The organism is Pseudomonas umsongensis (genome assembly GCF_012647205.1).
Lineage (GTDB): Bacteria > Pseudomonadota > Gammaproteobacteria > Pseudomonadales > Pseudomonadaceae > Aquipseudomonas > Aquipseudomonas umsongensis.
This window is the reverse complement of record NZ_CP051487.1, coordinates 3,695,423-3,718,597: the sequence shown is the minus strand read 5'-3', so window position 1 is coordinate 3,718,597 and position 23,175 is coordinate 3,695,423. Positions and strand designations below refer to the sequence as shown.

Annotated in this window: 25 protein-coding genes and 1 pseudogene; 13 read left to right on the top strand and 13 right to left on the bottom strand. The window is 56.4% G+C overall.

Features of this window, described 5'->3' with window-relative positions; translation table 11 throughout:
- Positions 1–65 precede the first annotated feature (65 nt).
- From modC to HGP31_RS16770, 4 genes are all read right to left on the bottom strand, one after another.
- Positions 66–1,145: a molybdenum ABC transporter ATP-binding protein gene (gene modC / locus HGP31_RS16785; RefSeq protein ID WP_168758248.1), complete on the bottom strand. Its 1,080-nt coding sequence runs from the start codon at positions 1,143–1,145 to the stop codon at positions 66–68.
- A gap of 3 nt (positions 1,146–1,148) precedes the next feature.
- The gene (modB, locus tag HGP31_RS16780) at positions 1,149–1,829 is read right to left on the bottom strand and encodes a molybdate ABC transporter permease subunit (RefSeq protein WP_033042228.1); all 681 of its coding nucleotides are present in this window, start codon (positions 1,827–1,829) and stop codon (positions 1,149–1,151) included.
- Positions 1,830–2,597 carry a molybdate ABC transporter substrate-binding protein gene (modA, locus tag HGP31_RS16775; protein ID WP_168758247.1) on the bottom strand — a complete coding sequence of 256 codons (768 nt, stop codon included), beginning with the start codon at positions 2,595–2,597 and terminating at the stop codon, positions 1,830–1,832.
- Positions 2,598–2,718: 121 nt separating this feature from the next.
- Entirely contained in the window at positions 2,719–3,783 is a 1,065-nt protein-coding gene (locus HGP31_RS16770; protein WP_033042225.1) for an NAD(P)H-dependent flavin oxidoreductase, read from the bottom strand.
- A gap of 173 nt (positions 3,784–3,956) precedes the next feature.
- Here HGP31_RS16770 and acuI point away from each other — a divergent pair, with 173 nt between their 5' ends.
- On the top strand, positions 3,957–4,940 hold the full coding sequence (acuI, locus tag HGP31_RS16765) for an acrylyl-CoA reductase (NADPH) (RefSeq protein ID WP_033042223.1): 984 nt from the start codon (positions 3,957–3,959) through the stop codon (positions 4,938–4,940).
- Between the two features lie 2 nt (positions 4,941–4,942).
- On the opposite strand, the pseudogene HGP31_RS30785 reads toward acuI, so the two are convergent.
- The 6 genes and pseudogenes from HGP31_RS30785 to HGP31_RS16740 all read right to left on the bottom strand — a co-directional run.
- Positions 4,943–5,023: pseudogene (locus HGP31_RS30785) on the bottom strand (outer membrane lipoprotein carrier protein LolA); the annotation flags it as partial.
- A gap of 146 nt (positions 5,024–5,169) precedes the next feature.
- The gene (gene ada, locus HGP31_RS16760; RefSeq protein ID WP_168758246.1) at positions 5,170–6,237 is read right to left on the bottom strand and encodes a bifunctional DNA-binding transcriptional regulator/O6-methylguanine-DNA methyltransferase Ada; all 1,068 of its coding nucleotides are present in this window, start codon (positions 6,235–6,237) and stop codon (positions 5,170–5,172) included.
- A gap of 87 nt (positions 6,238–6,324) precedes the next feature.
- Positions 6,325–6,990, bottom strand: a complete 666-nt coding sequence (gene alkB / locus HGP31_RS16755) for a DNA oxidative demethylase AlkB (RefSeq protein ID WP_168759186.1) — start codon at positions 6,988–6,990, stop codon at positions 6,325–6,327.
- Positions 6,991–6,995: 5 nt separating this feature from the next.
- Entirely contained in the window at positions 6,996–7,700 is a 705-nt protein-coding gene (locus HGP31_RS16750) for a 2OG-Fe(II) oxygenase (protein ID WP_020797224.1), read from the bottom strand.
- Positions 7,701–7,820: 120 nt separating this feature from the next.
- Positions 7,821–7,991, bottom strand: coding sequence for a hypothetical protein (locus HGP31_RS16745; protein ID WP_093935766.1), 171 nt, complete (start codon positions 7,989–7,991; stop codon positions 7,821–7,823).
- Between the two features lie 35 nt (positions 7,992–8,026).
- On the bottom strand, positions 8,027–8,329 hold the full coding sequence (locus HGP31_RS16740) for a DUF1883 domain-containing protein (RefSeq protein WP_008065357.1): 303 nt from the start codon (positions 8,327–8,329) through the stop codon (positions 8,027–8,029).
- A gap of 211 nt (positions 8,330–8,540) precedes the next feature.
- On the opposite strand from HGP31_RS16740, the gene HGP31_RS16735 reads away from it, so the two are divergent.
- Together HGP31_RS16735 and HGP31_RS16730 are read left to right on the top strand one after the other, a co-directional pair.
- Complete coding sequence (locus HGP31_RS16735) at positions 8,541–8,897, top strand: hypothetical protein (RefSeq protein WP_020797222.1); 357 nt, start codon at positions 8,541–8,543, stop codon at positions 8,895–8,897.
- A gap of 72 nt (positions 8,898–8,969) precedes the next feature.
- Positions 8,970–9,200, top strand: coding sequence for a hypothetical protein (locus HGP31_RS16730; protein ID WP_020797221.1), 231 nt, complete (start codon positions 8,970–8,972; stop codon positions 9,198–9,200).
- Between the two features lie 11 nt (positions 9,201–9,211).
- On the opposite strand, the gene HGP31_RS16725 is transcribed toward HGP31_RS16730, so the two are convergent.
- Both HGP31_RS16725 and HGP31_RS16720 read right to left on the bottom strand, forming a co-directional pair.
- Positions 9,212–9,493, bottom strand: coding sequence for a hypothetical protein (locus tag HGP31_RS16725; RefSeq protein WP_168758245.1), 282 nt, complete (start codon positions 9,491–9,493; stop codon positions 9,212–9,214).
- A 131-nt stretch (positions 9,494–9,624) separates the two neighbouring features.
- Complete coding sequence (locus HGP31_RS16720) at positions 9,625–9,813, bottom strand: hypothetical protein (protein ID WP_168758244.1); 189 nt, start codon at positions 9,811–9,813, stop codon at positions 9,625–9,627.
- Positions 9,814–10,105: 292 nt separating this feature from the next.
- Here HGP31_RS16720 and galU point away from each other — a divergent pair, with 292 nt between their 5' ends.
- The 10 genes from galU (at position 10,106) to gorA (ending at position 21,977) form a co-directional block, all read left to right on the top strand.
- On the top strand, positions 10,106–10,945 hold the full coding sequence (gene galU / locus HGP31_RS16715; RefSeq protein ID WP_008065368.1) for a UTP--glucose-1-phosphate uridylyltransferase GalU: 840 nt from the start codon (positions 10,106–10,108) through the stop codon (positions 10,943–10,945).
- A gap of 516 nt (positions 10,946–11,461) precedes the next feature.
- Positions 11,462–12,895 (top strand): NAD(P)/FAD-dependent oxidoreductase, encoded by a 1,434-nt coding sequence (locus HGP31_RS16710; RefSeq protein WP_168758243.1) that lies wholly within the window; start codon positions 11,462–11,464, stop codon positions 12,893–12,895.
- Complete coding sequence (locus HGP31_RS16705; RefSeq protein ID WP_110747768.1) at positions 12,892–13,743, top strand: HemK/PrmC family methyltransferase; 852 nt, start codon at positions 12,892–12,894, stop codon at positions 13,741–13,743. The genes HGP31_RS16710 and HGP31_RS16705 overlap by 4 nt, the downstream gene beginning before the upstream one ends.
- A 22-nt stretch (positions 13,744–13,765) precedes the next feature.
- Positions 13,766–15,037, top strand: coding sequence for an aminotransferase class I/II-fold pyridoxal phosphate-dependent enzyme (locus tag HGP31_RS16700; RefSeq protein ID WP_110747765.1), 1,272 nt, complete (start codon positions 13,766–13,768; stop codon positions 15,035–15,037).
- A 43-nt stretch (positions 15,038–15,080) separates the two neighbouring features.
- The gene (locus HGP31_RS16695) at positions 15,081–15,416 is read left to right on the top strand and encodes a chorismate mutase (protein ID WP_110747762.1); all 336 of its coding nucleotides are present in this window, start codon (positions 15,081–15,083) and stop codon (positions 15,414–15,416) included.
- Positions 15,413–17,482, top strand: a complete 2,070-nt coding sequence (gene pabB, locus HGP31_RS16690; RefSeq protein WP_110747759.1) for an aminodeoxychorismate synthase component I — start codon at positions 15,413–15,415, stop codon at positions 17,480–17,482. Before HGP31_RS16695 ends, pabB begins: the two co-directional genes overlap by 4 nt.
- On the top strand, positions 17,479–18,351 hold the full coding sequence (locus HGP31_RS16685; RefSeq protein ID WP_110747756.1) for a prephenate dehydrogenase dimerization domain-containing protein: 873 nt from the start codon (positions 17,479–17,481) through the stop codon (positions 18,349–18,351). The genes pabB and HGP31_RS16685 overlap by 4 nt, the downstream gene beginning before the upstream one ends.
- Before the next feature lie 94 nt (positions 18,352–18,445).
- A complete protein-coding gene (locus HGP31_RS16680; protein WP_110747753.1) occupies positions 18,446–19,987 on the top strand; it encodes an MFS transporter in 1,542 nt (513 codons plus the stop codon).
- A gap of 62 nt (positions 19,988–20,049) precedes the next feature.
- The gene (locus tag HGP31_RS16675) at positions 20,050–20,445 is read left to right on the top strand and encodes a PaaI family thioesterase (RefSeq protein WP_168758242.1); all 396 of its coding nucleotides are present in this window, start codon (positions 20,050–20,052) and stop codon (positions 20,443–20,445) included.
- 173 nt (positions 20,446–20,618) lie between these two features.
- Complete coding sequence (gorA, locus tag HGP31_RS16670) at positions 20,619–21,977, top strand: glutathione-disulfide reductase (RefSeq protein ID WP_083349195.1); 1,359 nt, start codon at positions 20,619–20,621, stop codon at positions 21,975–21,977.
- On the opposite strand, the gene HGP31_RS16665 is transcribed toward gorA, so the two are convergent.
- Positions 21,974–22,987 (bottom strand): DNA-binding protein, encoded by a 1,014-nt coding sequence (locus tag HGP31_RS16665; RefSeq protein WP_020797216.1) that lies wholly within the window; start codon positions 22,985–22,987, stop codon positions 21,974–21,976. The two genes, gorA and HGP31_RS16665, sit on opposite strands and share 4 nt — an antisense overlap.
- Between the last annotated feature and the right edge of the window lie 188 nt (positions 22,988–23,175).

Below are 23,175 nucleotides of genomic sequence, written 5' to 3'. Positions count from 1 at the left end.
TGGGCGAGGGATCGAGGGGCCGTTACAGCCATTGACCCCGCGCCGCGCCAGTCGTGCCCACGGCGTTACGCCAGCACGGCCACGGCCTTGATTTGCGCCCAGAGACGTTGGCCCGGATGCAGGTGCAGGTGGTCCCGGGAATAGCGGGTGATACGTGCAAGCAAAGGGCTGCCCTCGGCGTCCAGGCGCACCAGCACATGGGCGTTGTTGTCGGCGGGCATTTCGCTGACCACCGTCACGGGCAGGCGATTGAGGATGCTGCTTTGGTAATCGCCGAGCAGGCTGAGGCTGACATCCCGCGCCTGGACCTTGCAACGTAACGCCTGGCCCATCGCCATCGGCGTGTGAGTCACGCGAATGTTCAGGTCCGTATCGGGCAGTTGCAGCGTCAACAACTGGTAGTCGGCGTCATAGGCGGCGACATGCCCTTGGATCACTACGCCGGCGTCGTCACCCAGCGCCAGCGGCAGGTCGAGGCGTGCGAGGGTCTGGCCGATGGGGCCGCTGGCCAGCGCCTTGCCGTCGCTGAGCAGGACCAGGTGATCGGCCAGTTGTGCAACTTCATCCTGGGAGTGACTGACATAGAGCACCGGGATGTCCAGTTCATCGTGCAGCCGTTGCAGGTAAGGCAGGATCTCGCTTTTGCGTTGCGTGTCCAGTGCTGCCAGCGGTTCGTCCATCAACAGCAGTGTCGGGCTGGTGAGCAGGGCGCGCGCCATGCCGACACGCTGCCGTTCGCCGCCGGAAAGGTGCTGCGGATGGCGGTCGAGCAGATGACTGATACCCAGCAGGTCGGTCGCGTGTGCCATGTCGACCCGGCGCCGAGGCTTGGGAATGCGCTTGAGGCCAAATTGCAGGTTGGCCAGCACCGATAGATGAGGGAACAGGCTGGCTTCCTGAAACACGTAACCCAGTGCGCGCTTGTGCGGGGGGACGAAAACCCCCTTGGCGCTGTCTTGCCACACTTCATCGTTGACTTGGATTAATCCCTCGTCGGCGCGTTCCAGCCCGGCGATGCAGCGCAGGCAGGTGGTCTTGCCAGACCCGGAGTGTCCGAACAGCGCCGTCACCCCGCGGCCGGGCAACTGCAGGTCGACATCGAGGGCGAACCCCGGATAGCTCAGTTTCAGACGCATTTGAATCATCGATCAGCTCCAGCCTGTTTTGGTTTTACGGCTGGAGTACAGCGCCAGCAACACTGCAAATGAGAACACCAGCATGACCCCGGCCAGCCAATGGGCCTGGGCATATTCCATGGCTTCGACGTGATCGTAGATCTGCACCGAGACCACTCGGGTCTTGTCGGGGATGTTGCCGCCGATCATCAGCACCACGCCGAATTCGCCGACGGTGTGGGCAAAGCCGAGGATGGCCGCGGTGATGAAACCGGGCCTGGCCAGGGGCAGGGTGACGCTGAAAAATGTGTCCCAGGGACCGGCGCGCAGGGTGGCGGCCACTTCCAGCGGACGGGTGCCAATGGCGGAAAAAGCGTTTTGCAGCGGCTGGACCACGAACGGCATCGAATACAGCACCGAGCCGATCACCAACCCTGCAAAACTGAAGGTGAGGGTGCCAAGTCCCAGGGATTGGGTTAACTGGCCGACAAACCCGTGGGGGCCGAGCGCCAGCAACAGATAGAAACCGATCACCGTGGGCGGCAGCACCAGGGGCAGGGCGACGATCGCCGCGACCGGGCCGCGCAGCCAGGATTGTGTGCGCGAGAGCCATAACGCCAGTGGAGTACCGACCAGCAACAGGATGACGGTCGTCAGGGACGCCAGTTTCAGGGTCAGCCAGATGGCGGAAAAATCGGCACTCGATAGCGACATTTAGATCTGGTAACCGTAGGACTTGATGATGGCAGCGGCTTTTGGCCCCTTGAGGTACTCGACCAGTGCCTTGGCGGCAGGATTATCCTTGCCCTTGTTGAGGATGACTGCGTCTTGCTTGATCGGGTCATGCAGGTCGGCCGGGACGATCCACGCCGAGCCGCTGGTGATCTTGCCGTCCTTGTAGATCTGCGACAAGGCAACGAAGCCGAGTTCGGCATTGCCGGTGGACACGAACTGGTAGGCCTGGGTGATGTTCTGGCCTTCGACGAGCTTGTCCTTGACCTTGTCGGCCAGGCCTTTTTTGGCCAGCACCTGGGTCGCCGCCAGGCCGTAAGGCGCGGCTTTCGGGTTGGCGATGGACAGATGCTGATAGGTGTTATCGCTCAGGACGTTGCCCTTGGCATCGACGTAGCCTGCCTTGGTCGACCACAGGGCCAGCGTGCCGATGGCGTAGGTGAAGCGCGAGCCCTTGACGGTGTCGCCTTCGGCTTCAAGTTTTTGCGCGGTGGTGTCGTCTGCCGAGAGGAACACCTCGAACGGCGCGCCATTCTTGATCTGGGTATAGAACTGGCCGGTGGCACCGAAAGCCGTGACCAGTTTGTGCCCGGTGTCTTTCTCGAAATCAGCGGCGATGGCCTGGATCGGCGCGGTGAAGTTGGCAGCGACAGCGACCTGGACTTCGTCTGCCTGAGCGCAGCCGAAGGCGAACACGGCGAGCAGGCACGCCAGGCAAGTGGGGGCAAAACGTGAGGCACGAATGGTCATGAAACGGCTCCGTCACAGGCAAGTACTGCAAGATGGGTGAATCGCTATATATCGGAATATATAGCGAAATTCCGGTAAACGGAATGTGTTGCAGCGCTAACCGTGTTGCCCGCCACCACGGTCAGCGCTGAAGCAACTTCGCCAACCCTTCCTCGGCCAGGCGTCGGGTCAATTCGGCGGTACCCGACTCAACCCCCAGGGTGAACGCCTGTCCGGCCCAGAGGTTGCTGAAGTCTGCCTCGGCTTTGGCACGCAACGGCAGCAATGCACCGCCTGCGAGGGGAAAACGCGGCGCCTGGTCGCTCATCGGCCCGAGCTCGCGCATTACCCGATTGAGTATCCCCCGTGCCGGGCGACCGGTGAAAATGTTGGTGACCGCGGTCTCGCGTTCCCTGGCGGTCCGCAAGGCCTGGTGATGCGCGGCACTGACCTTGGCCTCTGGCGTGAAGAGGTACGCCGTGCCCACTTGCACCGCCGAAGCCCCCAGCATGAACGCCGCCGCCACACCCCGCGCATCGGCAATGCCGCCAGCGGCAATCACCGGTACTTTCACGGCATCGACCACTTGGGGCACCAGGGCGAAGGTACCGACCTGGCTGCTCAGGTCATCACTGAGAAACATACCCCGATGCCCGCCCGCCTCAAGACCCATGGCGATGATCGCGTCGCAACCCTGCTGCTCGAGCCAGATGGCTTCTTCGACGGTGGTGGCCGAGGACAGTACCTTTGCCCCGGTGGCCTTGACTCGATCCAGCAGGGATTTTTCCGGCAGGCCAAAGTGGAAACTCACGACTTCGGGGCGCAATTGTTCGACCACTTCGCAGGCAACCTGGTCGAACGGCGCGCGATTGGACACCGGTGTCGGTGCATCGAAGTCGACACCCAATTCGCGGTAATAGGGCTGCAGCAGGTTTTTCCAGTCCTGGGCGCGTTGCTCGTCGACCGCTGGCGGTTGATGGCAGAAGAAGTTGACGTTGATCGGGCGCTGGCAGTGTTGGCGAATGCCCTTGAGCTCGTCACGCAATTGCTCGACGCTCAGCATGGCGGCAGGCATCGAGCCGAGGCCGCCGGCGTTGCTCGCCGCAATGACCATGGCAGCGGTGGTGGCGCCGGCCATGGGGGCCTGGATAATCGGCAGCTCGATCCCGAGCAGGTCAAGAATGCGCGTATCTGGCCATTGACTCATTTCAGTTGTACTCCGACGTTGGAACCGGGCAGGGCTCGATTTGTAACAGCAATGCCTGCGGTTATGCCAGTCATGTCTGCCGCAGGCGAATTGGCTTAAAGTCCAATACGGTAATATTTTGCGAAGTGGTATTTAAATCACACCACAACAGGTGAACCCACCAGGAGGCAGCAATGTTCCAAGGTATTTTGATCGACAAAGACGAAAGCGGGTACCGGGCCACACTGCAACAGATCAATGAAGACCAGCTGCCCGAGGGCGATGTGACGGTGCGTGTGGCGTACAGCACGCTGAATTTCAAGGATGGCCTGGCGATCACCGGCAGCAGCCCGGTGGTGCGCAAATTCCCGATGGTGCCGGGGATCGACCTGGCGGGGACTGTCGAGGTCAGCACGCATCCGGACTACAAGGCGGGTGACAAAGTCCTGCTCAATGGCTGGGGCGTGGGCGAAGGGCATTGGGGTGGCCTGGCGCAAAAGGCGCGTCTCAAGGGCGAATGGCTGATTGCGTTGCCCGAGGCCTTCACTGAAGCCCAGGCCATGGCCATTGGCACGGCAGGCTACACGGCGATGCTGTGCATCATGGCACTGGAGCGCAACGGTGTGACGCCCGACCAAGGCGAGGTTCTGGTCACCGGGGCCAACGGCGGCGTGGGCAGTTTCGCCATCGCATTGCTGAGCAAGCTTGGCTATCGGGTCGTCGCTTCCACTGGTCGCCTGTCGGAACACGAATACCTTAAGCAACTGGGCGCCAGTGAAATCATCGATCGCGCCACCTTATCCGAGCCCGGCAAGCCGCTGGCCAAGGAACGTTGGGCTGCGGTCATCGACTCGGTGGGTAGTCACACCCTGGCCAACGCCTGTGCCAGTACCCGCTCCGAAGGCACCGTCGCCGCTTGTGGACTGGCCCAGGGCATGGACTTTCCGGCCAGCGTCGCGCCCTTTATCCTGCGCGGCGTGACGCTGGCCGGGATTAACAGCGTGACCCAGCCCAAAGCCAGGCGTGTAGAGGCCTGGAGTCGATTGGCCAAGGATCTGGACTTTAACTTGTTGCCGTTGATCAGCCATGAAATCGCTTTGAGCGAAGCGATCGAAGCCGCCCCGCGCCTGCTGGCCGGACAGCTGCGCGGGCGAGTGGTGGTGGATGTGAATCGCTGATCGACTGTAGGAGCGAGCATGCTCGCGAAAAACCTGAGAGCGCCGGGTGGTGTCAGGTGCCCAGCGTCATCGTTGACGACCATCGCGAGCCTGCTCGCTCCTACAGATTGATCGCCGGCCTGTAGGAGCGAGCATGCTCGCGAAAAACCTGAGAGCGGCGGGGGGTGTCAGGTGCCCAGCGTTATCGTTGACGACCATCGTCGGAACGCCGCCCGGAGCCTGCTCGCTCCTATAGGGGCTTTTCCCGTTCGAGCAATTGCCGCTTGCGCTCCACGCCCCAACGATACCCCGACAGGTTGCCATCGCTGCGTACCACGCGGTGACAGGGGATCGCGACTGCCAGGCTGTTCGCGCCGCAAGCTTGCGCCACTGCGCGCACTGCTTTGGGGTTGCCGATGCGTTGGGCGATGTCGGCGTAGCTGGCGGTGCTGCCAACGGGGATGTCTCGCAGGGCTTGCCAGACCCGTTCCTGAAATGCGGTGCCGCGCACATCCAGTGGCAAGTCCAGCCCCAGGGCCGGGGCTTCGATGAAGCCCACGACCCTGGCGATCAACTGTTCGAAGGCCTGATCGGCACCGATCAGTGTGGCGCGGCGAAATTTGTCCTGCAGGTCGCAAACCAGTTGCTGCGGATCGTCACCCAGGAGAATCGCGCAGACCCCACGCGCGCTTTGCGCCACCAGGATTGCGCCGAGGGAACACTGGCCAACCGCAAAACGAATGTCATTGTTTTGCCCCGCGGCACGGTAATCAGTCGGTTTCATCCCCAACACCTGATCCGCCGCTTCATAGAAACGGCTGTTGGAGTTGAAGCCGGCGTCGTACAACGCATCGGTGACCGAGCGGCCATCGGCCAGTCGCTCGCGCATTCGGCGCGAACGATGGGCCGCGGCGTAGCCTTTGGGCGTCAGGCCGGTAACGGACTTGAACACCCGATGGAAATGAAAGCTGCTCAGTCCTGCCGCTTGCGCCAGCTCGTTCAGCGCGGGCAGCGCCTCGGCGGTTTCGATCTGGCGACACGCGGCGGCCACGGTGGCGGCATGTTGCGCGGCGACCGCGCTTTGATCCTTGGCTGCACGCTTGCTTGGGCGATAACCGGCGGCCTGGGCAAGTTCGGCGCTGTCGAAGAACTCGACGTTCTGCGGTTTCGGCAAGCGCGAGAGGCTGCTGGGGTTGCAGTAGATCCCGGTGGTTTTCACCGCATAGACAAACTGCCCGTCCGCCTGTGGATCGCGGGCGACCACCGCGGCCCAGCGTGGATCGTTTTCGGTGCTGCTCGTTGTCGATTGGCTTGTCATGGCTTTACATCCGTTGACCCGTTTGCCGCAGATTAACCAGCGGCCCGTAGGCCCACACTCCGGCGCTTGCGGTCAAACTCCACGGTCTCACCGCGCGGTACGAAACGTGAAGTTGATCCGCTGCTTGCCCAAGCGTGGATGGTAGCCATCCTTGATCGGCAGCACACCGTGATAACGCAAGCGATCCACGCCGCCCCAGACCACGATCTCGCCATGCAGCAACGGCACCCGTTGGCTTTTGTCGCTGCGCGCGAAGCCGCCGAACAGAAACATTGCGGGTAGCCCCAGCGATACTGAAACGATGGGTGCAGCGTAGGATTTTTCGTCCTTGTCCTGATGCAAGGACATTTTCGCCCCGGGCACATAGCGATTGATCAGGCAGGAGTCCGGCACGAAATCGGCAAATCCTGCTTCCCGTGCCGCCGCCTGCGCCAATTGCAAAAACACCTCGGGCATGGGGGGCCAAGGCAGGCCGGTCCGGGGATCCTCGCGGGTGTAGCGATAACCACTGCGGTCGGTGGTCCAGCCCCAGGTCCCGCAACTGCTCAGGGCCACCGACATGGTGAAGCCGCCAGGGGTGACCATTTGCCGGAACGGTGCGGCCGCCAACACGGTCTCCAGTGCCGGTAACAAGCGCGCAAGCCAGGGGAGGGCAAAGCCCCTGAGGACGTAGGACTGTTCGCCGATCTGCTCGCGTCGGCGATCCTGCTCGGGCTCTGCATCGGCAAACAAGTCCAGGGTGGTCGGTTTCATGGTGCTCATGATGCGTCGTGAAAGATGATCCCAAGAGTATGCCGTTTTCCACTGTGCAGGCGACTGACGCCGTGGCGGAGGGTGACCCGATAGTAACCGCGCACGCCTTTGACCGGGCGCTGGTTGACCGCGAAGATCAGGCCGTCGCCTTTTTTCAGACCGATGACCTGCGGGCGCGACTGCATGCGCGGCCGCTGCTCGGTCAGCACGAACTCACCGCCGGTGAAATCCTCCCCAGGCGTCGACAGAAGAATCGCCACCTGGAGCGGGAAGACATGCTCGCCATACACATCCTGATGCAAGCAGTTGTAGTCCTGTGGTCCGTATTGCAGCAGCAAGGGTGTCGGACGCTGTTGGCCAGCGGCGTGACAACGTTCGAGGAAGGCCGGAAGGCTCTCGGGAAAACGGCTCGGCAAATCCATCTGCTCATGCCAGCGATTGGCTATCGGCACCAGTCGCGGGTAGAGCGCGCTGCGCAGGCGGGCCACCAGCGGCGGCAAGGGGTAGTCGAAATACTTGTATTCGCCACGACCGAAACCGTGCCGGGCCATGATCACATGCGAGCGAAAGTGTTCGGATTGGCCGTACAAGGCGCTGATCTGATCACAGGCCCTGGGGCTCAACAGCGATGCAATGACCGCGCAGCCGTCCGCATCGAGTTGCTGTTCCAGCAGGGGCCAGTCCAGCTTGTCCAGGTATTGCTCGCTCATTGCCAGGTCCTCAGGTTATCGAGGTGGCGAGACTAAGGGGTATGACGAATGCAGACACTCCGACACTTGCGGTCGAATGTCGCCAGGGAGCGGACGTCCATATTGTCGCTCCAGGCGTTGTTACAGCGCTTTGCTGACGCTGATGTCGCTGATGACGTCTTCGCCCTGGCCATGAAGCGCGTCCAGCGCGGCTTTGGCTTCTTCTGCCGTGCCGTTTTCCAGCTGGGCAAATTCGAAGCGGCGTTCGCCATTGAGTTTGTACTTGATGACGTATTTGGTCGTCTGGGCCACGGTCATACCTGTCAGTCTGTGTATTAAGGCGCTACTCAGCTCAGTTTCGAGCTGGAGCGGCGGATGATCTTGATCGAATGCGTCAGGGTCGGCTTGCGCGTCACACTGATCGGCCGGCGGTTGACCGTATCGATGGTGATGTTCCAGAACCCGGTGCTCGGCGCCGTGATGCGGGCCGGGAAGGTGTCGAACGCGCCGCCGTGATAGGTGTGACGACCGCCATTCTTGAAGCTGCGGAAGTTGGCGTCGTTCATCAAGCGAATGTTGCACGTTTGCGAGCATTGAATGACGACGATGTCGTCCTCGTTGAGGTGCTCGCGCTGGTGGATAAATTTCATGAGGCGCCTCCAGAAGGGCTTTTTCTACAAAATCAAAACGATAGCATGGTCGATTGGCGCAGTTTATCAGCCCCGGGGCGTTATTATCCGGCTCTCCGGGCCCGGGTGGACAATAAAAATGCATATATCGCGTGCCTGGGAAGAAAAAAGCAGTCAAGCCCGGAGAAAACCCGTATTTGTGCTGTCCGAGGGTCTTTATTGGAGATTTCATATGAAGTGGGGCATGTTTGGCTTGCCGTGGGTCCTGGCAATCGGTGGTTGTGCAAGTGTCTCGGACATCAACCAGACGCTGCCGACGATGAATGTGATTTCCGGCAAGAAGCCCCTTGAGTACGCCCAATGCCTGAGCGAAAAACTCGCCGACAGCCGTGGCGCCTTGCAGGTCGAGACGCAGAAAGACGGGGTGCGGGTGATCGTGCCGCAGAAGCTTTCCTCGGGGCCGGCCGCGGTGTTTGATATCGAACAGCGCTCTGGTGGCAGCAGCATCAAGCTGCACGAGCGCATCTCCAATGTGCCGATACGTCCCTTCGATGTACGCGATGCCGCCACGGCGTGCATTTCCGGCTGATAGACTGTCGACCGTCAGCACCAATGCCGTCAAAGGTTGCCTTTGCCGGCATTGTCATTTCTGGAGTCGAACATGAAGCGAGAGCGGGTACGGGAGCGGCATGCAGAGGGCCAAATCTGCGCCACCCATGTGATTCAGAACCCGGCGAATCCGGGGGAGTGGATCGTTTTTTTCAAGAAAAGCGCCGGGCGCAGTTTTTTCCTGGTAGACGAAAGCGACGAAGTCGAGTCCTTCAGCAGTCTCGACGAACTGATCGAGACCGTACGCGGCCTGGGGATCAAGTTCGCCGAAATCCACATGTAGGGCTTGATGCCCTATTTGCAGACCACCACGACGCTACGATTCTTGTAGTTGCCAACGTCGACGCCAAGGGTCTTGTCGCTTTCCTTGGGGGCGGGTGAGCCGTCAGTGCCAACGATCCGGTATCCGGTGCCGGCGCAAGACGCATCGGCCTTTTCGTAGCAGGTCGCCCAGGAATTGGCCTCGCCGGAGCAGTCAATGGCCAGGCCTTGTTCGCCATTGTTCAGGTAAGTGGTTTCGGAGGTGGCGCAGCCACTGAGGGCCAGGACCGCAATCAGCGGCAAAAATTTGATCATGTCGTTGTCGTCGTCAGGATGAGGGGGCAAAGCCTGTGACAGCGCGGTGGGCAAAAGGTTATAGCCAAAGGCCACTTCTTGCGGATATTTGCAAAAGAAGCCCTGCACAAGGGCAGGGCGTCAGGCCTGGATCAATTCTTGTCCTTACCCCGTCGTTTCGGTGCCGGGTGTTCCAGTTGCAACACCGATGCCACTTCGATCGCCACGGCTTCGGACGGGAAAGGTCCGGCAATGTTCTCACCGCCAACGCCGGCTACCCACCACTGGCCGTCTTTGGCCTTGTTGATCAAGTACCCGTTGACGCTTTTTGCTTCTGACATCTATTTGCCTCGTTGGCTGGTTCAAGGGCGCCATGATACCGCCAAATGCACCGTTAGGGTGCCGCTGGGCGCGGGTTGGTGCACTTGGCCATGGGTTGACTTGGCGTGCAAACCTGGCGGACTCTGCTATCAATAACAGGCTGCCGGTCCATTCGCGGTGCTCGCTGCGGAACTAACGGCGAGAATATTTCTCTATGATGGCATCGGTTAGCCAGTGCGGGGCATTGTAAGGTGTACGCCGCCTGATTAGACTGCGCCGAAACCCGTACACACAGCCCTTTCAAGGACTTATATGATCAAGAAATGCTTGTTTCCAGCAGCCGGTTACGGCACTCGCTTCCTCCCAGCGACCAAAGCCATGCCTAAAGAAATGCTGCCGGTGGTAAACAAGCCACTGATCCAGTACGGCGTCGAAGAAGCACTGGACGCTGGCTTGACGGAAATCTCCATCGTCACCGGTCGTGGCAAGCGCGCCCTGGAAGACCATTTCGACATCAGCTACGAGCTGGAAAACCAGATCAAGGGCACCGACAAGGAAAAGTACCTGGTCGGCATTCGCAAGCTGCTCGACAATTGCTCGTTCTCCTACACCCGCCAGACCGAAATGAAAGGCCTGGGCCACGCGATCCTGACCGGCCGTCCGCTGATCGGCGACGAACCCTTCGCCGTGGTGCTGGCTGACGACCTGTGCGTCAACCTCGAAGGCGACGGCGTACTGACCCAGATGGTCAAGCTGTACAAGCAGTTCCGCTGCTCGATCGTGGCCATCCAGGAAGTCGACCCGCAAGAGACCAACAAGTACGGCGTGATCGCCGGCGAGATGATCCGCGACGACATCTACCGCGTGCACAGCATGGTGGAAAAACCAAAACCTGAAGATGCGCCGTCGAACCTGGCCATTATCGGTCGCTATATCCTGACCCCGGACATCTTCGACCTGATCGAACAGACCGAGCCAGGCAAGGGCGGCGAAATCCAGATCACCGACGCCCTGATGAAGCAAGCGCAAAACGGCTGCGTCATGGCCTACAAGTTCAAGGGCAAGCGTTTCGACTGCGGCGGCGCCGAAGGCTACATCGACGCGACCAACTTCTGCTTCGAAAACTTCTACAAGACGGGCAAGGCTTACTGATAGCGCCTCAGCGGCTTGTATTGAAAGCGATCTTCATAAGCATGTAATCATGTTGACGAAGGCCTAAACAAACGCCCCGACTTGTTCGGGGCGTTTGTTTTTGCGCGTTGAAAGAAAATACCTTTCAAATATTGATTTCGCCCACCGCGCAAGGCGGAAACCTCGCTAGATAAAATAATCTAAGCTAATAAAATTGGTACTGTCCAATATTTATGGCTGAATTTATTTTGTAAGGAGTGCGTCCAGTAGATTATTTGTTCTGTTGAGTACGCGTGTCCGCATAATTGAGAATTGGTATTGCTGAAATATCAATTTCATTTATGGTGTTTTTTGTTGTTTTCCTCCTGTTGTCTGAAGGCTTGTTCCTACATTCTGCATATACTTATGTCAATTTGTAACGTGGAAATATCATGAAATAATTCGCATATTGAATTGCGATGTGACGAAGCCTTAGAAATAAATTGTTTCCTGATTAATAATTTATTTCTCCGTTGCTGGTGACGGTTTGAGGTGTACATGGAATTCGATGTTATTGTCGTGGGTGCAGGAGCAATTGGTGGGTCAATTGCATATGAGCTATCAACACGAGGATTAAGTGTATGTCGCGTTGGTGAGACTGATCGCACAAATGCAGCGTCAAAAGCCGCGGGAGCTATGAATGGATGTTTCGGGGAGGTAACAAGCGGGTTACTTTCGAGCGATTATGGTCGATTGAAACTAGATATGGACCGACAAGCCCAACACCTGTGGTCAAGCTGGGCGCAGCGGTTGGCAACTTCTTCAGGTAACTCTAGTTCGTTATTTACCGCTATTGGGACCCATGTGCTGCTTAATACCGCCGGCATGGATGAGGTGGACAGCGTTAACTACGACACCATCGAAAATACCCTTCGTGAGTATGGCGAACCGTTCGAAATTGTTGATCCACGCAAGATGGAGTGGCTTAAGCCCAACCATCTGGTTCGTCCTCTAAGGGGGTTGTACATACCAAACGAACATTCGGTGAATTCTCACCTTTTACTGGAAAAACTGGATGCTGCATTTGTCGCCGAAGGCGGCACTCTGAAAAATGAGAATGCTAAGCGAGTGTTGGCTGAGGGTGGGGTAGCAAAGGGTGTCGAGTTGTGCAGTGGGGAGGTTCTCTGGGCAAAGAAGGTTGTGGTTGCCGCAGGCGTTCAATCTCTGGATTTGCTCAGTGATTTCGACGAACTTGTAAAGAAAATTCCACCGCTGTTCAGTGGTTATGGCGTTTCCATTCTCGTAAAGATGCCAGAAGGGGTCGATTTACCAAGTTCGGTCATACGGACGCCAAATCGTGCCTTTGCATGCGGCTTACACTGCGTCCCTCGTGGGGATGGTGTCTTGTATCTGGGCGCAACTAACATTATTTCGGAGCGGCCAAAGCAACACGCTCTCATATCAGATGTTCAGTTTTTACTTGATTGTGCTGTTGATCAATTGAATCTGGACCTTCATGGCGCTGAAATAATTTCCATACAAGTTGGCAACAGACCAATTCCAGCAGATGGTTTCCCATTGATTGGCGAGTGCTGCATCAAAGGTCTTTGGCTCGCAACAGGTACCTACCGAGATGGCCTGCACCAATCACCATTGTTGGCGCGCTATATAGCTGATTGCCTAACCGATGTAGAGACTCCTGATCTGGATCTCAGCCCTTTCAAACCAGTCCGTGCTCCGTTATCTGGGTTTGCCCGCGAGCATACAGTCAGGGAAACGGTACAGCAGATGTTTGCCACAGGATATGAATATCGTTGGGATATAAAACCTTATTGGTTTCCTCTTCTGGATGAAGGGCTGTCGCGTAATTATGACGAGCTGATAAATGACTTGCATCCGTCATTTACGCCCCCGCCGGAATTGGTGGCGTTCTCTTATCTTTATGAGTCGATCTTGAAAAGACTTTCGCAGTATTACAAGGAGTGGTCATGAGTCTTACTGATCGTGAGTATCTTGCTATTAGTCAAGCGCGGGCCATGTTGCAGGAATCTGGTATCTGGGACTTGGAAGAAGATTTGAGTTGTCTTATAGATCGCTATATCGAACGGGTGGATAAAGGCCGTGCGATCGAAGAATTTATGTTGGCGGTTCAAGAACGCTGTAACCGAATTCCTCTCGGGCATATTGTTGGCATGGTGGAGTTTGACGAAATGCCGCTTGTGGTAGGTACCGGTGTGTTTATCCCCCGTCCTCACAGCCAAATCATTCACAAGTGGCTGGAGACCAACGCTGCGCTGCGATCGGGAGCGAGTGTTCTCGATTTGTGTGCTGGAAGCGGCGCGATTGGCCTGGCGATCGCACGGCGCAGACCAGATCTGAAAGTGACATGCGTGGAGTTTGATGAGATAGCGGTGCAGTACCTCAAGCGCAACATCGACAGGCTTGCCTGCAAGGGTATACGGGTCAATCACTTGCAGGCAGACATTCGCGACGAAAAGGCATTTACGCGATTCACACATGAAGTTGGCTTGATTGTCGCTAATCCTCCGTACGTCCCACAGTCTCAAGAGTTGCTGCCTGAATGGAGTGATCACCATCCACAGGCGTCAGTCTATTCCGGGGTCGATGGTCTTGAACTGATACGGCAAATCATCTCGCTCGCGAACCAGTTACTAAGTCGCGAAGGTTGGTTAGTCATTGAGCATGGCGAGTCGCAGGCCCAAGCGGTACGCGAACTGTTTAAGCAGAGTCAGTTGACGAATATAAAGACGTTAATCGACAAGGAAACGTCCGACGCGTCGGGCAGTTCAGTAATGACCATCGGATGTAAATCTCGTTGATTTTCATAAAGGAGTTTTAGTAATGAATGCGCAAACTAAACAAGACTGGATGAGCGTTCGTCGCGGTAACACTACTGGGGCGCTGGCGAAGGCTTACGAGGAAGGACTGACAGGTTTTACCGTTGCAAGTCGTGTGGGTAAGAACATTACCTTGCAAGATGGAGGTACGTTCACTGAGTTCGTTTCCTGTTCATACTTGGGCTTAGAAACCCATTCGGCATTGATCGACGCCGCACACCGCGCAATGGAAACTTCCGGACTGCACCTGTCGTCTTCTCGAAGTGCAATGCGCCCGAGTTACCTGCCTCAACTGGAAGAGTTGCTTAGTCAGGTTTACAGAGGTAGTGGCGTCGCGGTGTTTACCTCTACCAGCAGTGTCCATTTAGGTGTTTTACCGTTGCTGGGGAGTGGTTCGTTGAGTAGGTATCCGGTCAAAAAACGAATCCACTGGCTAATGGACAAAACCGCCCATGCTTCGATGCAGGTGCTTAGGGGGATTTTGGAGCAGTTCGGTTCTGTTTCTAGAGTTGAGTCCACCAATCCTGAATCGCTGACCACAGTCCTGAAAGACTGCACCGACAAAGGTGAGACTCCTGTGCTTTTGATCGATGGAATTGGGTCGATGAGTGGTCTTGTACCCATCGCCGAGCTCTCTCGGCAGCTAGAGTCGGCGCGGGGATACCTTTACGTAGATGATGCTCATGGTATTTCGATCGTTGGACGTCATGGTGCGGGATATGCCTTTTCAACGGTTGATCACTCGTTACCAGCAAATATTATTCTGGCGGGGTCTCTCTCAAAGGCCTTTGGTGGCTCGGGTGGTTTTGTCGTGGTTTCAGATCCACGGGATATTGAAGTTATCCGAACCCTGGCGAATCCACTGATATTTGGTCATTCCATTATGTTGCCCATGCTGGCGGCCAACGTTGCCTCGGCGAGAATTCATCTCAGTGAAGAACTCGATGTGCTGCAACAGCGACTTTGGGAAAACGTCAGCCTTTTAGATTCCCTCACCGATAACCGGTTGCTCAACGCACGTATTCAGTCACCTGTCAGAGGAGCGTTCTTTGAAACAGAGGAGGCCGGTTTGCAGGCTGCAAGAACCCTACGTGACCAAGGCATGCTGCTCTTCCCGGTGTTTTATCCAATTATTGCTAAAGGAAAAGCGATGTTGCGTTTTGCGGTATCAGCAAGCCACAGCGACAAAGACGTCAGGCTATTAGGGGGGGCTTTGGAGGCTATGACGAGCAATGGGCTATGGACGCCTGCTATCAACGAGCTGGATCACGCCTGACTGACAAGTTTTTTCCAGAAATTGGCTAACGGAGGTGCAAAAGATGAAGCGACACGGACAGTTATCACAGACAGGCACGTCTAGCATTTTGCAGCCGCAGCGGGAGCGGCTTGACTTGATAAATTTGCAAGTTGTCGACCTGCTTTCTGAGCGAATGAAGGTGTGTATGGACATTGCCGAGCTCAAAGCCGTCCATGGCATTGCGATGATGCAACCCGGACGAATTTCCTACGTGCTCGATATGATTAAGACTAGATCGGCGGCGGTGGGATTGAGGCCAGAATACACCGAGTCGATATTCAAACTGATTATAGAAGAGACCTGTATCCAGGAAGACGTCCTGATCAATCAGTGTCTGGCCCCGAGGCAACCCTCATGAAAATATTGCTGATTGATAACTTCGACTCCTTCACCCAGAACATTGCTCAGTATTTGTATGAGGTGACAGGCATTTGCGCAGATGTAGTCAAAAATACCATTCGGTATGATGCATTGGGCATCGAAAAATACGACGCTGTAGTGCTGTCGCCTGGCCCAGGGCACCCCGGAGATGAGGGGGATTTCGGTGTTTGCGGTGACGTCATCCTCCATTCCCCTGTCCCGCTGCTCGGTATTTGTCTGGGACACCAAGGTATCGCTCAATTTCTTGGGGGGACCGTGGGGCACGCTCCCCACCCTGTGCATGGCTATCGCAGTCGTATTACTCATTCAGGTAAAGGGCTCTTTCGCGATTTGCCGGATCAGTTCGAAGTGGTCAGATACCATTCGTTGATGTGTACAAGCCTACCAGCAGAGCTCCAATGTACGGCCTGGACGTCTGAAGGTGTGGTTATGGCAATCGAACACGTCACCAGACCGGTTTGGGGGGTCCAGTTTCACCCTGAATCCATCGATTCAGAATATGGCCATGCGCTATTTAGCAATTTCATACGCATGGCGCTAGAACATAACGACAGCATTAGAACTCGCTTAGAGTCCGGCATGGAATGTACGTCGTCAAAAAACGCATACGTCGCAGTAGGGGGGATGCTGAATATGCAGCTTGCCTATCGCGAGTTTTCCGAATGCACGGATCCACAATCAGTATTTTCGTCGCTCTATGCAGATGATCATTATGCTTTTTGGCTAGACAGCGAGAAGTCGGAAAGACCTAATGCCCGCTACTCGATCATGGGTAGTGGGGAGGCTCAAGGAGCGATAAGGCTTGAGTACGATGTCAACGATGAGTGCCTGAAGCTTGAGGGCCCCAAAGGTAAAAAAAGTATCAAAGGAGACTTTTTTACGCTGACTGCACAGATCTTCGAAGCCGTGCAGGTGGCAACCCCTCAGTACTTGCCGTTTGTTTTCAAGGGTGGTTTTGTCGGTTACCTCGGTTACGAGTTGAAAGCACTGGCGGGTGGACACAAAACCTATCGTTCGGTTTATCCGGATGCTTCATTCATGTTTGCACCGCATTTCTTTGTCTTTGATCATCATGAAGACAAGACCTATGAATGCATGATGACTGCGACTGGCGATGCTGTTGTTTGGCCGTCCTTACCTGATTTTCTTGATCGTAATGATGAGTCAAATGGTCATTGCAGTACGTTTATTCCAGGTGCTGTAGATCAGCTGAAGCTCTCGCTCGAGGATGGGCCAGGTGATTACATCAGTAAGATCAATCAATCTCTCAAGTACATCACTGATGGAGAGTCGTATGAGATCTGTCTGACCAACAGGGCAAAAATGGCGTACGGTGGTGCGCCTTTGGGTGCTTATCGGCGAATGCGCCAGGCCAGCCCAGTCCCCTACGGCGCCTACCTCTCGTTTGCAGGATTTTCAGTATTGAGCGCTTCGCCCGAAACCTTTCTCAGAATTGACGACAGCGGATTGATAGAGTCCAGACCGATCAAGGGGACCAGGCCGCGTAGTGAACAATTCACAGAGGACCAAATACTGCGGGAAGAGCTATGCAGTTCGGCCAAGGACAGGGCCGAAAACCTGATGATTGTCGATTTGGTGCGCCATGATTTGAATCAAGTGTGTCGTCCAGGGAGCGTTCATGTTCCTGAGATTTTCTCAGTGGAAAGCTTTTCTTCGGTTCACCAACTGGTCTCAACGGTTCGTGGGCACCTTCGCTCGGATGTTTCAACGATCGAAGCTATTCGAGCCTGTTTCCCGGGCGGCTCAATGACGGGAGCTCCGAAGAAACGCACGATGGAAATCATTGACGTATTGGAGTCTTCTGCCCGCGGTGTCTATTCAGGTGCATTAGGCTGGTTATCTTTTAGTGGTGGAGCAGAACTGAGTATCGTCATCCGAACAGCAGTGCTGCAGGGTAGCGAGGCGAAATTTGGAATTGGTGGCGCAATTGTTGCCCACTCCGATCCACAGCAAGAGCTTGAAGAAACTTTGGTCAAAGCTAGCGTGCCTTATTACAGTTTTGTCGCAGGGAGCGAATCATGATGAGCGAAACGGTTGTTGTATTGGGTGGGGCGGGTTTGGTTGGTTCGTTGATCAGCCGCATTCTTATGCAATATGGATACGATATTCGGGTGGTGGATCGCAGGCCTTCGGAACAGGAAATTGGCTTCTATGAAGTTGATGTCACAAGCCCGTTCAGCAACACCGAGCACATCTTCCAAGGGGCAGTTGCAGTGGTCTTTGCGCTGCCCGAAAGCGTGGCTATACGGGCAATACCATGGGTAGTTGGTTCCGTTTCGAGCGATGTTGTGTTCATACCGACTTGCTCTGTTCAGGAGCCATTTTACAGAGCATTGAAGGATACCTCGTCTCAGCAGCCTTTCGTCGGTGTCAATCCGATGTTTTCACCCAAGCTCTCCGTTCAGGGGCGCACCGTCGCAATTTGCCTAGAAGACGGCGACTCGCCTTCGACCTTCATTGAGCAACACCTGATGGGGGCTGGGATGAAGGTAAAACGAATGACGCCGGTGGCCCATGATGAACTCATGGCGCTCTGTCAGGCGCTGCCCCATGCCGCAATTCTCGGGTTCGGTTTAGCGTTGGCAAGGTCTTCGCTAGATCTGGAAAGCGCTCTTGAGGTGATGCCGCCTCCAATGCGCACAATGATGGCGTTATTGTCCCGGGTTCTGGTGAATCCACCTGAAGTCTACTGGGACATACAGTTAGAAAATGACCAGGCCAGCCATCAACGCGCTGCGCTGATGGAGGGGATGGAACGCTTGATGAAAAATGTCCGTAATCAGGATTACGACGAGTTCAGACGTGACCTACAAGGCGTTTCAAGTACATTGGGCAGTCGTTTGAATTCTGGATCCGTCGATTGTCAGCACATTTTTTCATTGCTGAACTGATTAAATCCTCGCCAAGGAAGTGCGTAGGAAACGCTTCACGGGTGCAACGAAAAATGTCCCGTGAATTTTTTGTGTGCAGTAAGGAGTTTTACTCATGGCATTAATAAATGAGGCGGCTCACCGCGGAGCGAGATCAAAGCGTTGGCTAGGCCTAAGCGTGCTGATGCTGCCTGTTTTGCTGGTGACAGTTGACAATACGGTGCTTGGATTTGCGCTGCCAAAGATTGCCGGGGCCCTGCGTCCGAGCGCTAGCCAGCAGTTGTGGATGATCGATGCTTATTCGCTGGTATTGGCGGGGTTGCTGGTGTCGATGGGTAGTCTGGGAGATCGAGTCGGTCATCGTAAGTTGTTGCTGGCCGGGTCCTTGGGTTTTGCGATTGTGTCGGTGCTAACAGCGTATTCCGATACCTCCATGCAACTGATTGCCGGGCGAGCTTGTATGGGCGTTTTCGGTGCGATGTTGATGCCCTCAACGTTAGCGTTGATACGATCGGTGTTCGAGGACCGAGAAGAACGCAGACTGGCAGTCGCGATCTGGGCAACGACATTGACGGTCGGTTCGGCACTCGGTCCTTTGGTGGGTGGAGTGTTGCTGGAATTCTTCAGTTGGGGGTCGATTTTTCTGTTGGCGGTGCCCGTGTTGGTGCCATTGCTGGTGTTGGGGCCACTGTTGTTGCCCGAATCCGGGCGAGATGCTTCAGGACCGTTGGATCCGATAAGCATCCTGCAATCGATGTTCGCGCTTGGTGCCATTGTTTATGGCATCAAACACAGCGCCAGTAATGGCATCGACTGGATGGCGCTGACCGCATTTGCAGTAGGCTCAGTAGCGGGCTGGATGTTTGTGCGTCGACAGTTAAGTCTGCCAATGCCGCTGATGGACCTGAGTCTGTTCCGCAGTGGCACCTTTAGCGGCTCTGTCGCGATCAATTTGATGAGTCTCGCGTTCCTCGTTGGCTTCGTATTCTTTACCACTCAGTTCTTGCAGATCGTACTTCAGATGTCGCCCTTGAGTGCCAGTCTCGCGTTGGTTCCTGGTCAGGTCGTGGCGATTGTCGTGGGGATGGCGGTCGTGCCTGTCGCGCAGCGAATACAAGTGCATGTGCTGATACCAATTTTGATGGCGTTTGCTGGGTCGGCGTTTTTGCTGGTCGCCATCATGGGCAGTAGCCTGACCGTTCTAGTGGTGGCTTTTGCCTTGCTGAACATTGGCGTGGGCGCGATCGCGACGGTGTCCAATGATGTGATTTTGTCAGCTGCACCACCGGCGAAGGCGGGCGCCGCGTCGGCCATTAGCGAAACGGCCTATGAAGTGGGCGTAGTTTTGGGGACGACAGTGCTCGGCGGTGTCGTCACCGCCTACTATCGTGATGCACTGCAGCTTCCGGGGTTCCTGAGCGAAGTGCAGATGCTGCTGGCAAGTGAGACGCTGTCTGGCGCTTATCATGTGGCGGCACACTTGTCGGCTGATCAAGCAAGGGAATTGATGGCGCAGGCGGGAAGGGCATTCGAAGGTGGAATCGGTTTGATTTCGTGGGTGACCTTCGGCTTGGCACTTATGGCCATTTTGATTGCTTGGCGCACTCTGCGAACAGCGAAAACGCAATCTGCAGAGGGGTATGGATCGAAAACGTAGTAAGAGTTAATGATTAAGTTGCGGAGAGTACGTCATGGACAGAAAGGCATTTTTTTTTTTGGATGGTTCAGGAAGGTGATTTACCCCCACCGAAGGCTGCTGAAACACTAGGAATAAAAGTATTGAATATTGATGAGAGCGAAGGAAGTATTGAGCGCTCGTTTGAGGCTACCGAGGCCTTTACTAACCCCGTGGGCAATGTACAAGGTGGGTTTCTCGCGGCGATGCTTGATGACACGATGGGTCCAGCGCTAGCCGCAACGCTTAAAGAAGGTGAGTTTGCGCCAACCTTGAGCCTAAACGTGAATTTTCATGCTCCAGCGAAGGTTGGGGTGCTTATTGGTAGGGGGTGTGTGGTTAGGCGGGGAGGGCAGGTTTGCTTTCTCTCTGGTGAGCTTGAGCAGGGTGGACATGTTATTGCGACCGCGACTGCAACTGCTCTGGTCCGAAAACCGTAGGAGTTCCAGAAGATTCCAGGCGTTGGCAAATACCCGGATCACAGCAATTAATTGAAAATCAGGTCGGAGGGCGGATCGCTGGAGTATTTTTTCAATTTCGGCCTCAGATCCAACGCAGCACTTGCCCCGGGAGTGTCTATGGGTATGCTGTTTGCCTGCCGAGGAGATTGAAAATGGCCTACGATTTTGACCTTTATGTGATTGGCGCCGGTTCTGGCGGTGTGCGGGCGGCCCGGTTTGCGGCCGGCTTCGGCGCGACAGTGGCGGTGGCCGAGAGTCGCTACCTGGGCGGTACTTGCGTAAACGTCGGCTGCGTGCCGAAAAAGCTGCTGGTGTACGGCGCGCATTTCGCCGAGGACTTCGAGCAGGCTTCGGGTTTTGGCTGGAGCCTGGATGAGGCGCAGTTCGACTGGGCGACGCTGATCGCCAACAAGGATCGCGAGATCAATCGCCTCAACGGCATTTACCGCAACCTGCTGGTCAACAGTGGCGTGACGCTGCACGAAGGCCACGCCAAGATCGTCGACCCGCATACGGTCGAGATCAATGGCGAGCGCCACACGGCTAAGAACATTCTGATCGCTACCGGTGGCTGGCCGCAGATTCCCGAGATTCCGGGGCACGAGCACGCGATCAGTTCCAACCAGGCGTTCTTCCTCAAGGAACTGCCCAAGCGTGTGCTGGTGGTGGGCGGTGGTTACATTGCCGTCGAATTCGCCGGGATCTTCCACGGCCTGGGCGCGCAGACCACGTTGTTGTATCGCGGTGAGCTGTTCCTGCGGGGCTTTGACGGTTCCGTGCGCAAGCATCTGCAGGAAGAGCTGACCAAGCGCGGCATGGACCTGCAATTCAATGCCGACATCGAGCGTATCGACAAGCAAGCCGATGGCAGCTTGAAAGTGACGCTCAAGGATGGTCGTCAGTTGGAGGCCGATTGCGTGTTCTACGCCACCGGTCGACGTCCGATGCTGGACAATCTCGGGCTGGAAAATACCGCGGTGAAGCTCGATCAGAAAGGCTTCGTCGAGGTGGACGACCTGTACCAGACGGCCGAGCCTTCGATCCTGGCCCTGGGCGATGTGATCGGCCGGGTGCAGCTGACGCCGGTGGCGCTGGCTGAAGGCATGGCGGTGGCGCGGCGCTTGTTCAAGCCTGAGCAGTATCGCCCGGTGGATTACAAGATGATCCCGACGGCGGTGTTCAGCCTGCCCAATATCGGCACGGTCGGCCTCACCGAGGAAGAAGCGCGCGAGGCGGGCCACGAGGTACAGATCTTCGAAAGCCGCTTCCGGCCGATGAAGCTGACCCTGACCGAATGTCAGGAGCGCACGCTGATGAAACTGGTGGTGGATGCCCAGACCGACAAGGTGCTGGGCTGCCACATGGTGGGGCCGGAGGCTGGCGAAATTGTCCAGGGCCTGGCTATCGCCTTGAAGGCCGGCGCCACCAAGCGCCACTTCGACGAAACCATCGGTGTGCACCCGACGGCCGCCGAAGAGTTTGTCACCCTGCGTACACCGGTCGGCGCTTAATCGACCCTGGCGACGTCTGGCGCTGCTGCATTGGCAGCGGCCAGGCGTAGGCTTTTTTCGAGGTCGGCCCGGGCTTTCTGCAGTTCGATTTCCAGTGCCTTGTTAACCTGCGCTTGTTCCTCGACGCTCTGCTTGAGCGCCTGGCTTTCCAGCATGGCTACGCGCAGGCGTTCCTGGAGGAGGGTGCGCTCGCTGTCGACACGCGTGGCCTGGTCGAGCAGTTGATCCTGGCGGGTGTTGCTTTGCTTGAGTTGCTCTTGCAGCAGGCTCAGCTCGCGCAGTGTGCCGCGATTCTCCGTCAGCAGGCGTTCGTTGTCGCGGTGCAACTGGGTGATTTCGTCCTGGCGTACCAAGGCGCTTTGTTGGGCTTGGCGCAACTCCATCTGCAGTTGCTGTACCTGGCCTTCGTGGCGGCTTTGCTCTTGCTCGCGCTGCTCGTTGATCGCGTTGCGGTAGTGCTCCAGGGCATCACGACTGTGCAGGTGTTTTTCTTCCAGCGAGCGAATCTGCTCGTCTTTGTCCTGCAGGCGCAGCTCAAAATCAGCCAGTGCCTGAGTCTGCCCGGCATTGCGCGTTTGTTCACCCTGAAGCAGGGTGCGCGTGCTTTGCAGTGCCTCGGATTCCTGGGTCAGTGCCAGGCTCTGCAGCTCGTAGTGTTGCTGCAGTTGCGTATTGGCTTGCTCGGCTTGCTGCAGTTGCGTTTCCAGCGCCTTGCGTTGTTGCTCGTACTGTTCGCGGGCCTGGTCAATGGGTTCCTGCGCCTGCTCTTTAAGGCGCTGCGCGAGGCGTGTTACCAGCGCCAGCAACTCTTCGTCGATCGGCTCGGAAGGGGCTTCGTCTGGCCCCGGGGTGCTATCATCGAGCTCCTTCATGTAGCGATGGATCGTGGTTTTCGAGCCGGTATTGCCCATTTCGATCCGTACGGCATCGATGCTGGGATTTTCGCCGCGGGCCAGGATCGCCAATCGCGCCGCTTGCACCACTTGTTTGTTCACGCCGCCACGGGCCATGAGATCTCCTGCTGTTTTGCTGTGTGGTACGTACCACGAAAAACGCATTCTAGCATTGTCGGGGTAAATTCGGTTTTCTTCTATCAATACAGTCTGCTAATAGCGAAAGCCAATCAGCGGCATGAGGTTTGCCAATGAGCCAACCGTCCGTCGAGTGGGTAAAGTTCTCTCCATCAACTTCTTAACCC

Bases quoted from the DNA above. Each gene is read 5' to 3' on its own strand.
- ada (WP_168758246.1), bottom strand. From the start codon at position 6,237: ATGACAAGCCAATCGACAACGAGCAGCACCGAAAACGATCCACGCTGG.
- HGP31_RS16665 (WP_020797216.1), bottom strand. From the start codon at position 22,987: ATGGCCCGTGGCGGCGTGAACAAACAAGTGGTGCAAGCGGCGCGATTG.
- HGP31_RS16680 (WP_110747753.1), top strand. From the start codon at position 18,446: ATGGCATTAATAAATGAGGCGGCTCACCGCGGAGCGAGATCAAAGCGT.
- HGP31_RS16740 (WP_008065357.1), bottom strand. From the start codon at position 8,329: ATGAAATTTATCCACCAGCGCGAGCACCTCAACGAGGACGACATCGTC.
- HGP31_RS16705 (WP_110747768.1), top strand. From the start codon at position 12,892: ATGAGTCTTACTGATCGTGAGTATCTTGCTATTAGTCAAGCGCGGGCC.
- HGP31_RS16730 (WP_020797221.1), top strand. From the start codon at position 8,970: ATGAAGCGAGAGCGGGTACGGGAGCGGCATGCAGAGGGCCAAATCTGC.
- acuI (WP_033042223.1), top strand. From the start codon at position 3,957: ATGTTCCAAGGTATTTTGATCGACAAAGACGAAAGCGGGTACCGGGCC.
- HGP31_RS16735 (WP_020797222.1), top strand. From the start codon at position 8,541: ATGAAGTGGGGCATGTTTGGCTTGCCGTGGGTCCTGGCAATCGGTGGT.
- HGP31_RS16675 (WP_168758242.1), top strand. From the start codon at position 20,050: ATGGTTCAGGAAGGTGATTTACCCCCACCGAAGGCTGCTGAAACACTA.
- HGP31_RS16750 (WP_020797224.1), bottom strand. From the start codon at position 7,700: ATGAGCGAGCAATACCTGGACAAGCTGGACTGGCCCCTGCTGGAACAG.
- modC (WP_168758248.1), bottom strand. From the start codon at position 1,145: ATGATTCAAATGCGTCTGAAACTGAGCTATCCGGGGTTCGCCCTCGAT.
- alkB (WP_168759186.1), bottom strand. From the start codon at position 6,990: ATGAAACCGACCACCCTGGACTTGTTTGCCGATGCAGAGCCCGAGCAG.
- modA (WP_168758247.1), bottom strand. From the start codon at position 2,597: ATGACCATTCGTGCCTCACGTTTTGCCCCCACTTGCCTGGCGTGCCTG.
- HGP31_RS16685 (WP_110747756.1), top strand. From the start codon at position 17,479: ATGATGAGCGAAACGGTTGTTGTATTGGGTGGGGCGGGTTTGGTTGGT.
- pabB (WP_110747759.1), top strand. From the start codon at position 15,413: ATGAAAATATTGCTGATTGATAACTTCGACTCCTTCACCCAGAACATT.
- HGP31_RS16700 (WP_110747765.1), top strand. From the start codon at position 13,766: ATGAATGCGCAAACTAAACAAGACTGGATGAGCGTTCGTCGCGGTAAC.
- HGP31_RS16695 (WP_110747762.1), top strand. From the start codon at position 15,081: ATGAAGCGACACGGACAGTTATCACAGACAGGCACGTCTAGCATTTTG.
- HGP31_RS16725 (WP_168758245.1), bottom strand. From the start codon at position 9,493: ATGATCAAATTTTTGCCGCTGATTGCGGTCCTGGCCCTCAGTGGCTGC.
- galU (WP_008065368.1), top strand. From the start codon at position 10,106: ATGATCAAGAAATGCTTGTTTCCAGCAGCCGGTTACGGCACTCGCTTC.
- HGP31_RS16770 (WP_033042225.1), bottom strand. From the start codon at position 3,783: ATGAGTCAATGGCCAGATACGCGCATTCTTGACCTGCTCGGGATCGAG.
- HGP31_RS16710 (WP_168758243.1), top strand. From the start codon at position 11,462: ATGGAATTCGATGTTATTGTCGTGGGTGCAGGAGCAATTGGTGGGTCA.
- gorA (WP_083349195.1), top strand. From the start codon at position 20,619: ATGGCCTACGATTTTGACCTTTATGTGATTGGCGCCGGTTCTGGCGGT.
- modB (WP_033042228.1), bottom strand. From the start codon at position 1,829: ATGTCGCTATCGAGTGCCGATTTTTCCGCCATCTGGCTGACCCTGAAA.
- HGP31_RS16720 (WP_168758244.1), bottom strand. From the start codon at position 9,813: ATGTCAGAAGCAAAAAGCGTCAACGGGTACTTGATCAACAAGGCCAAA.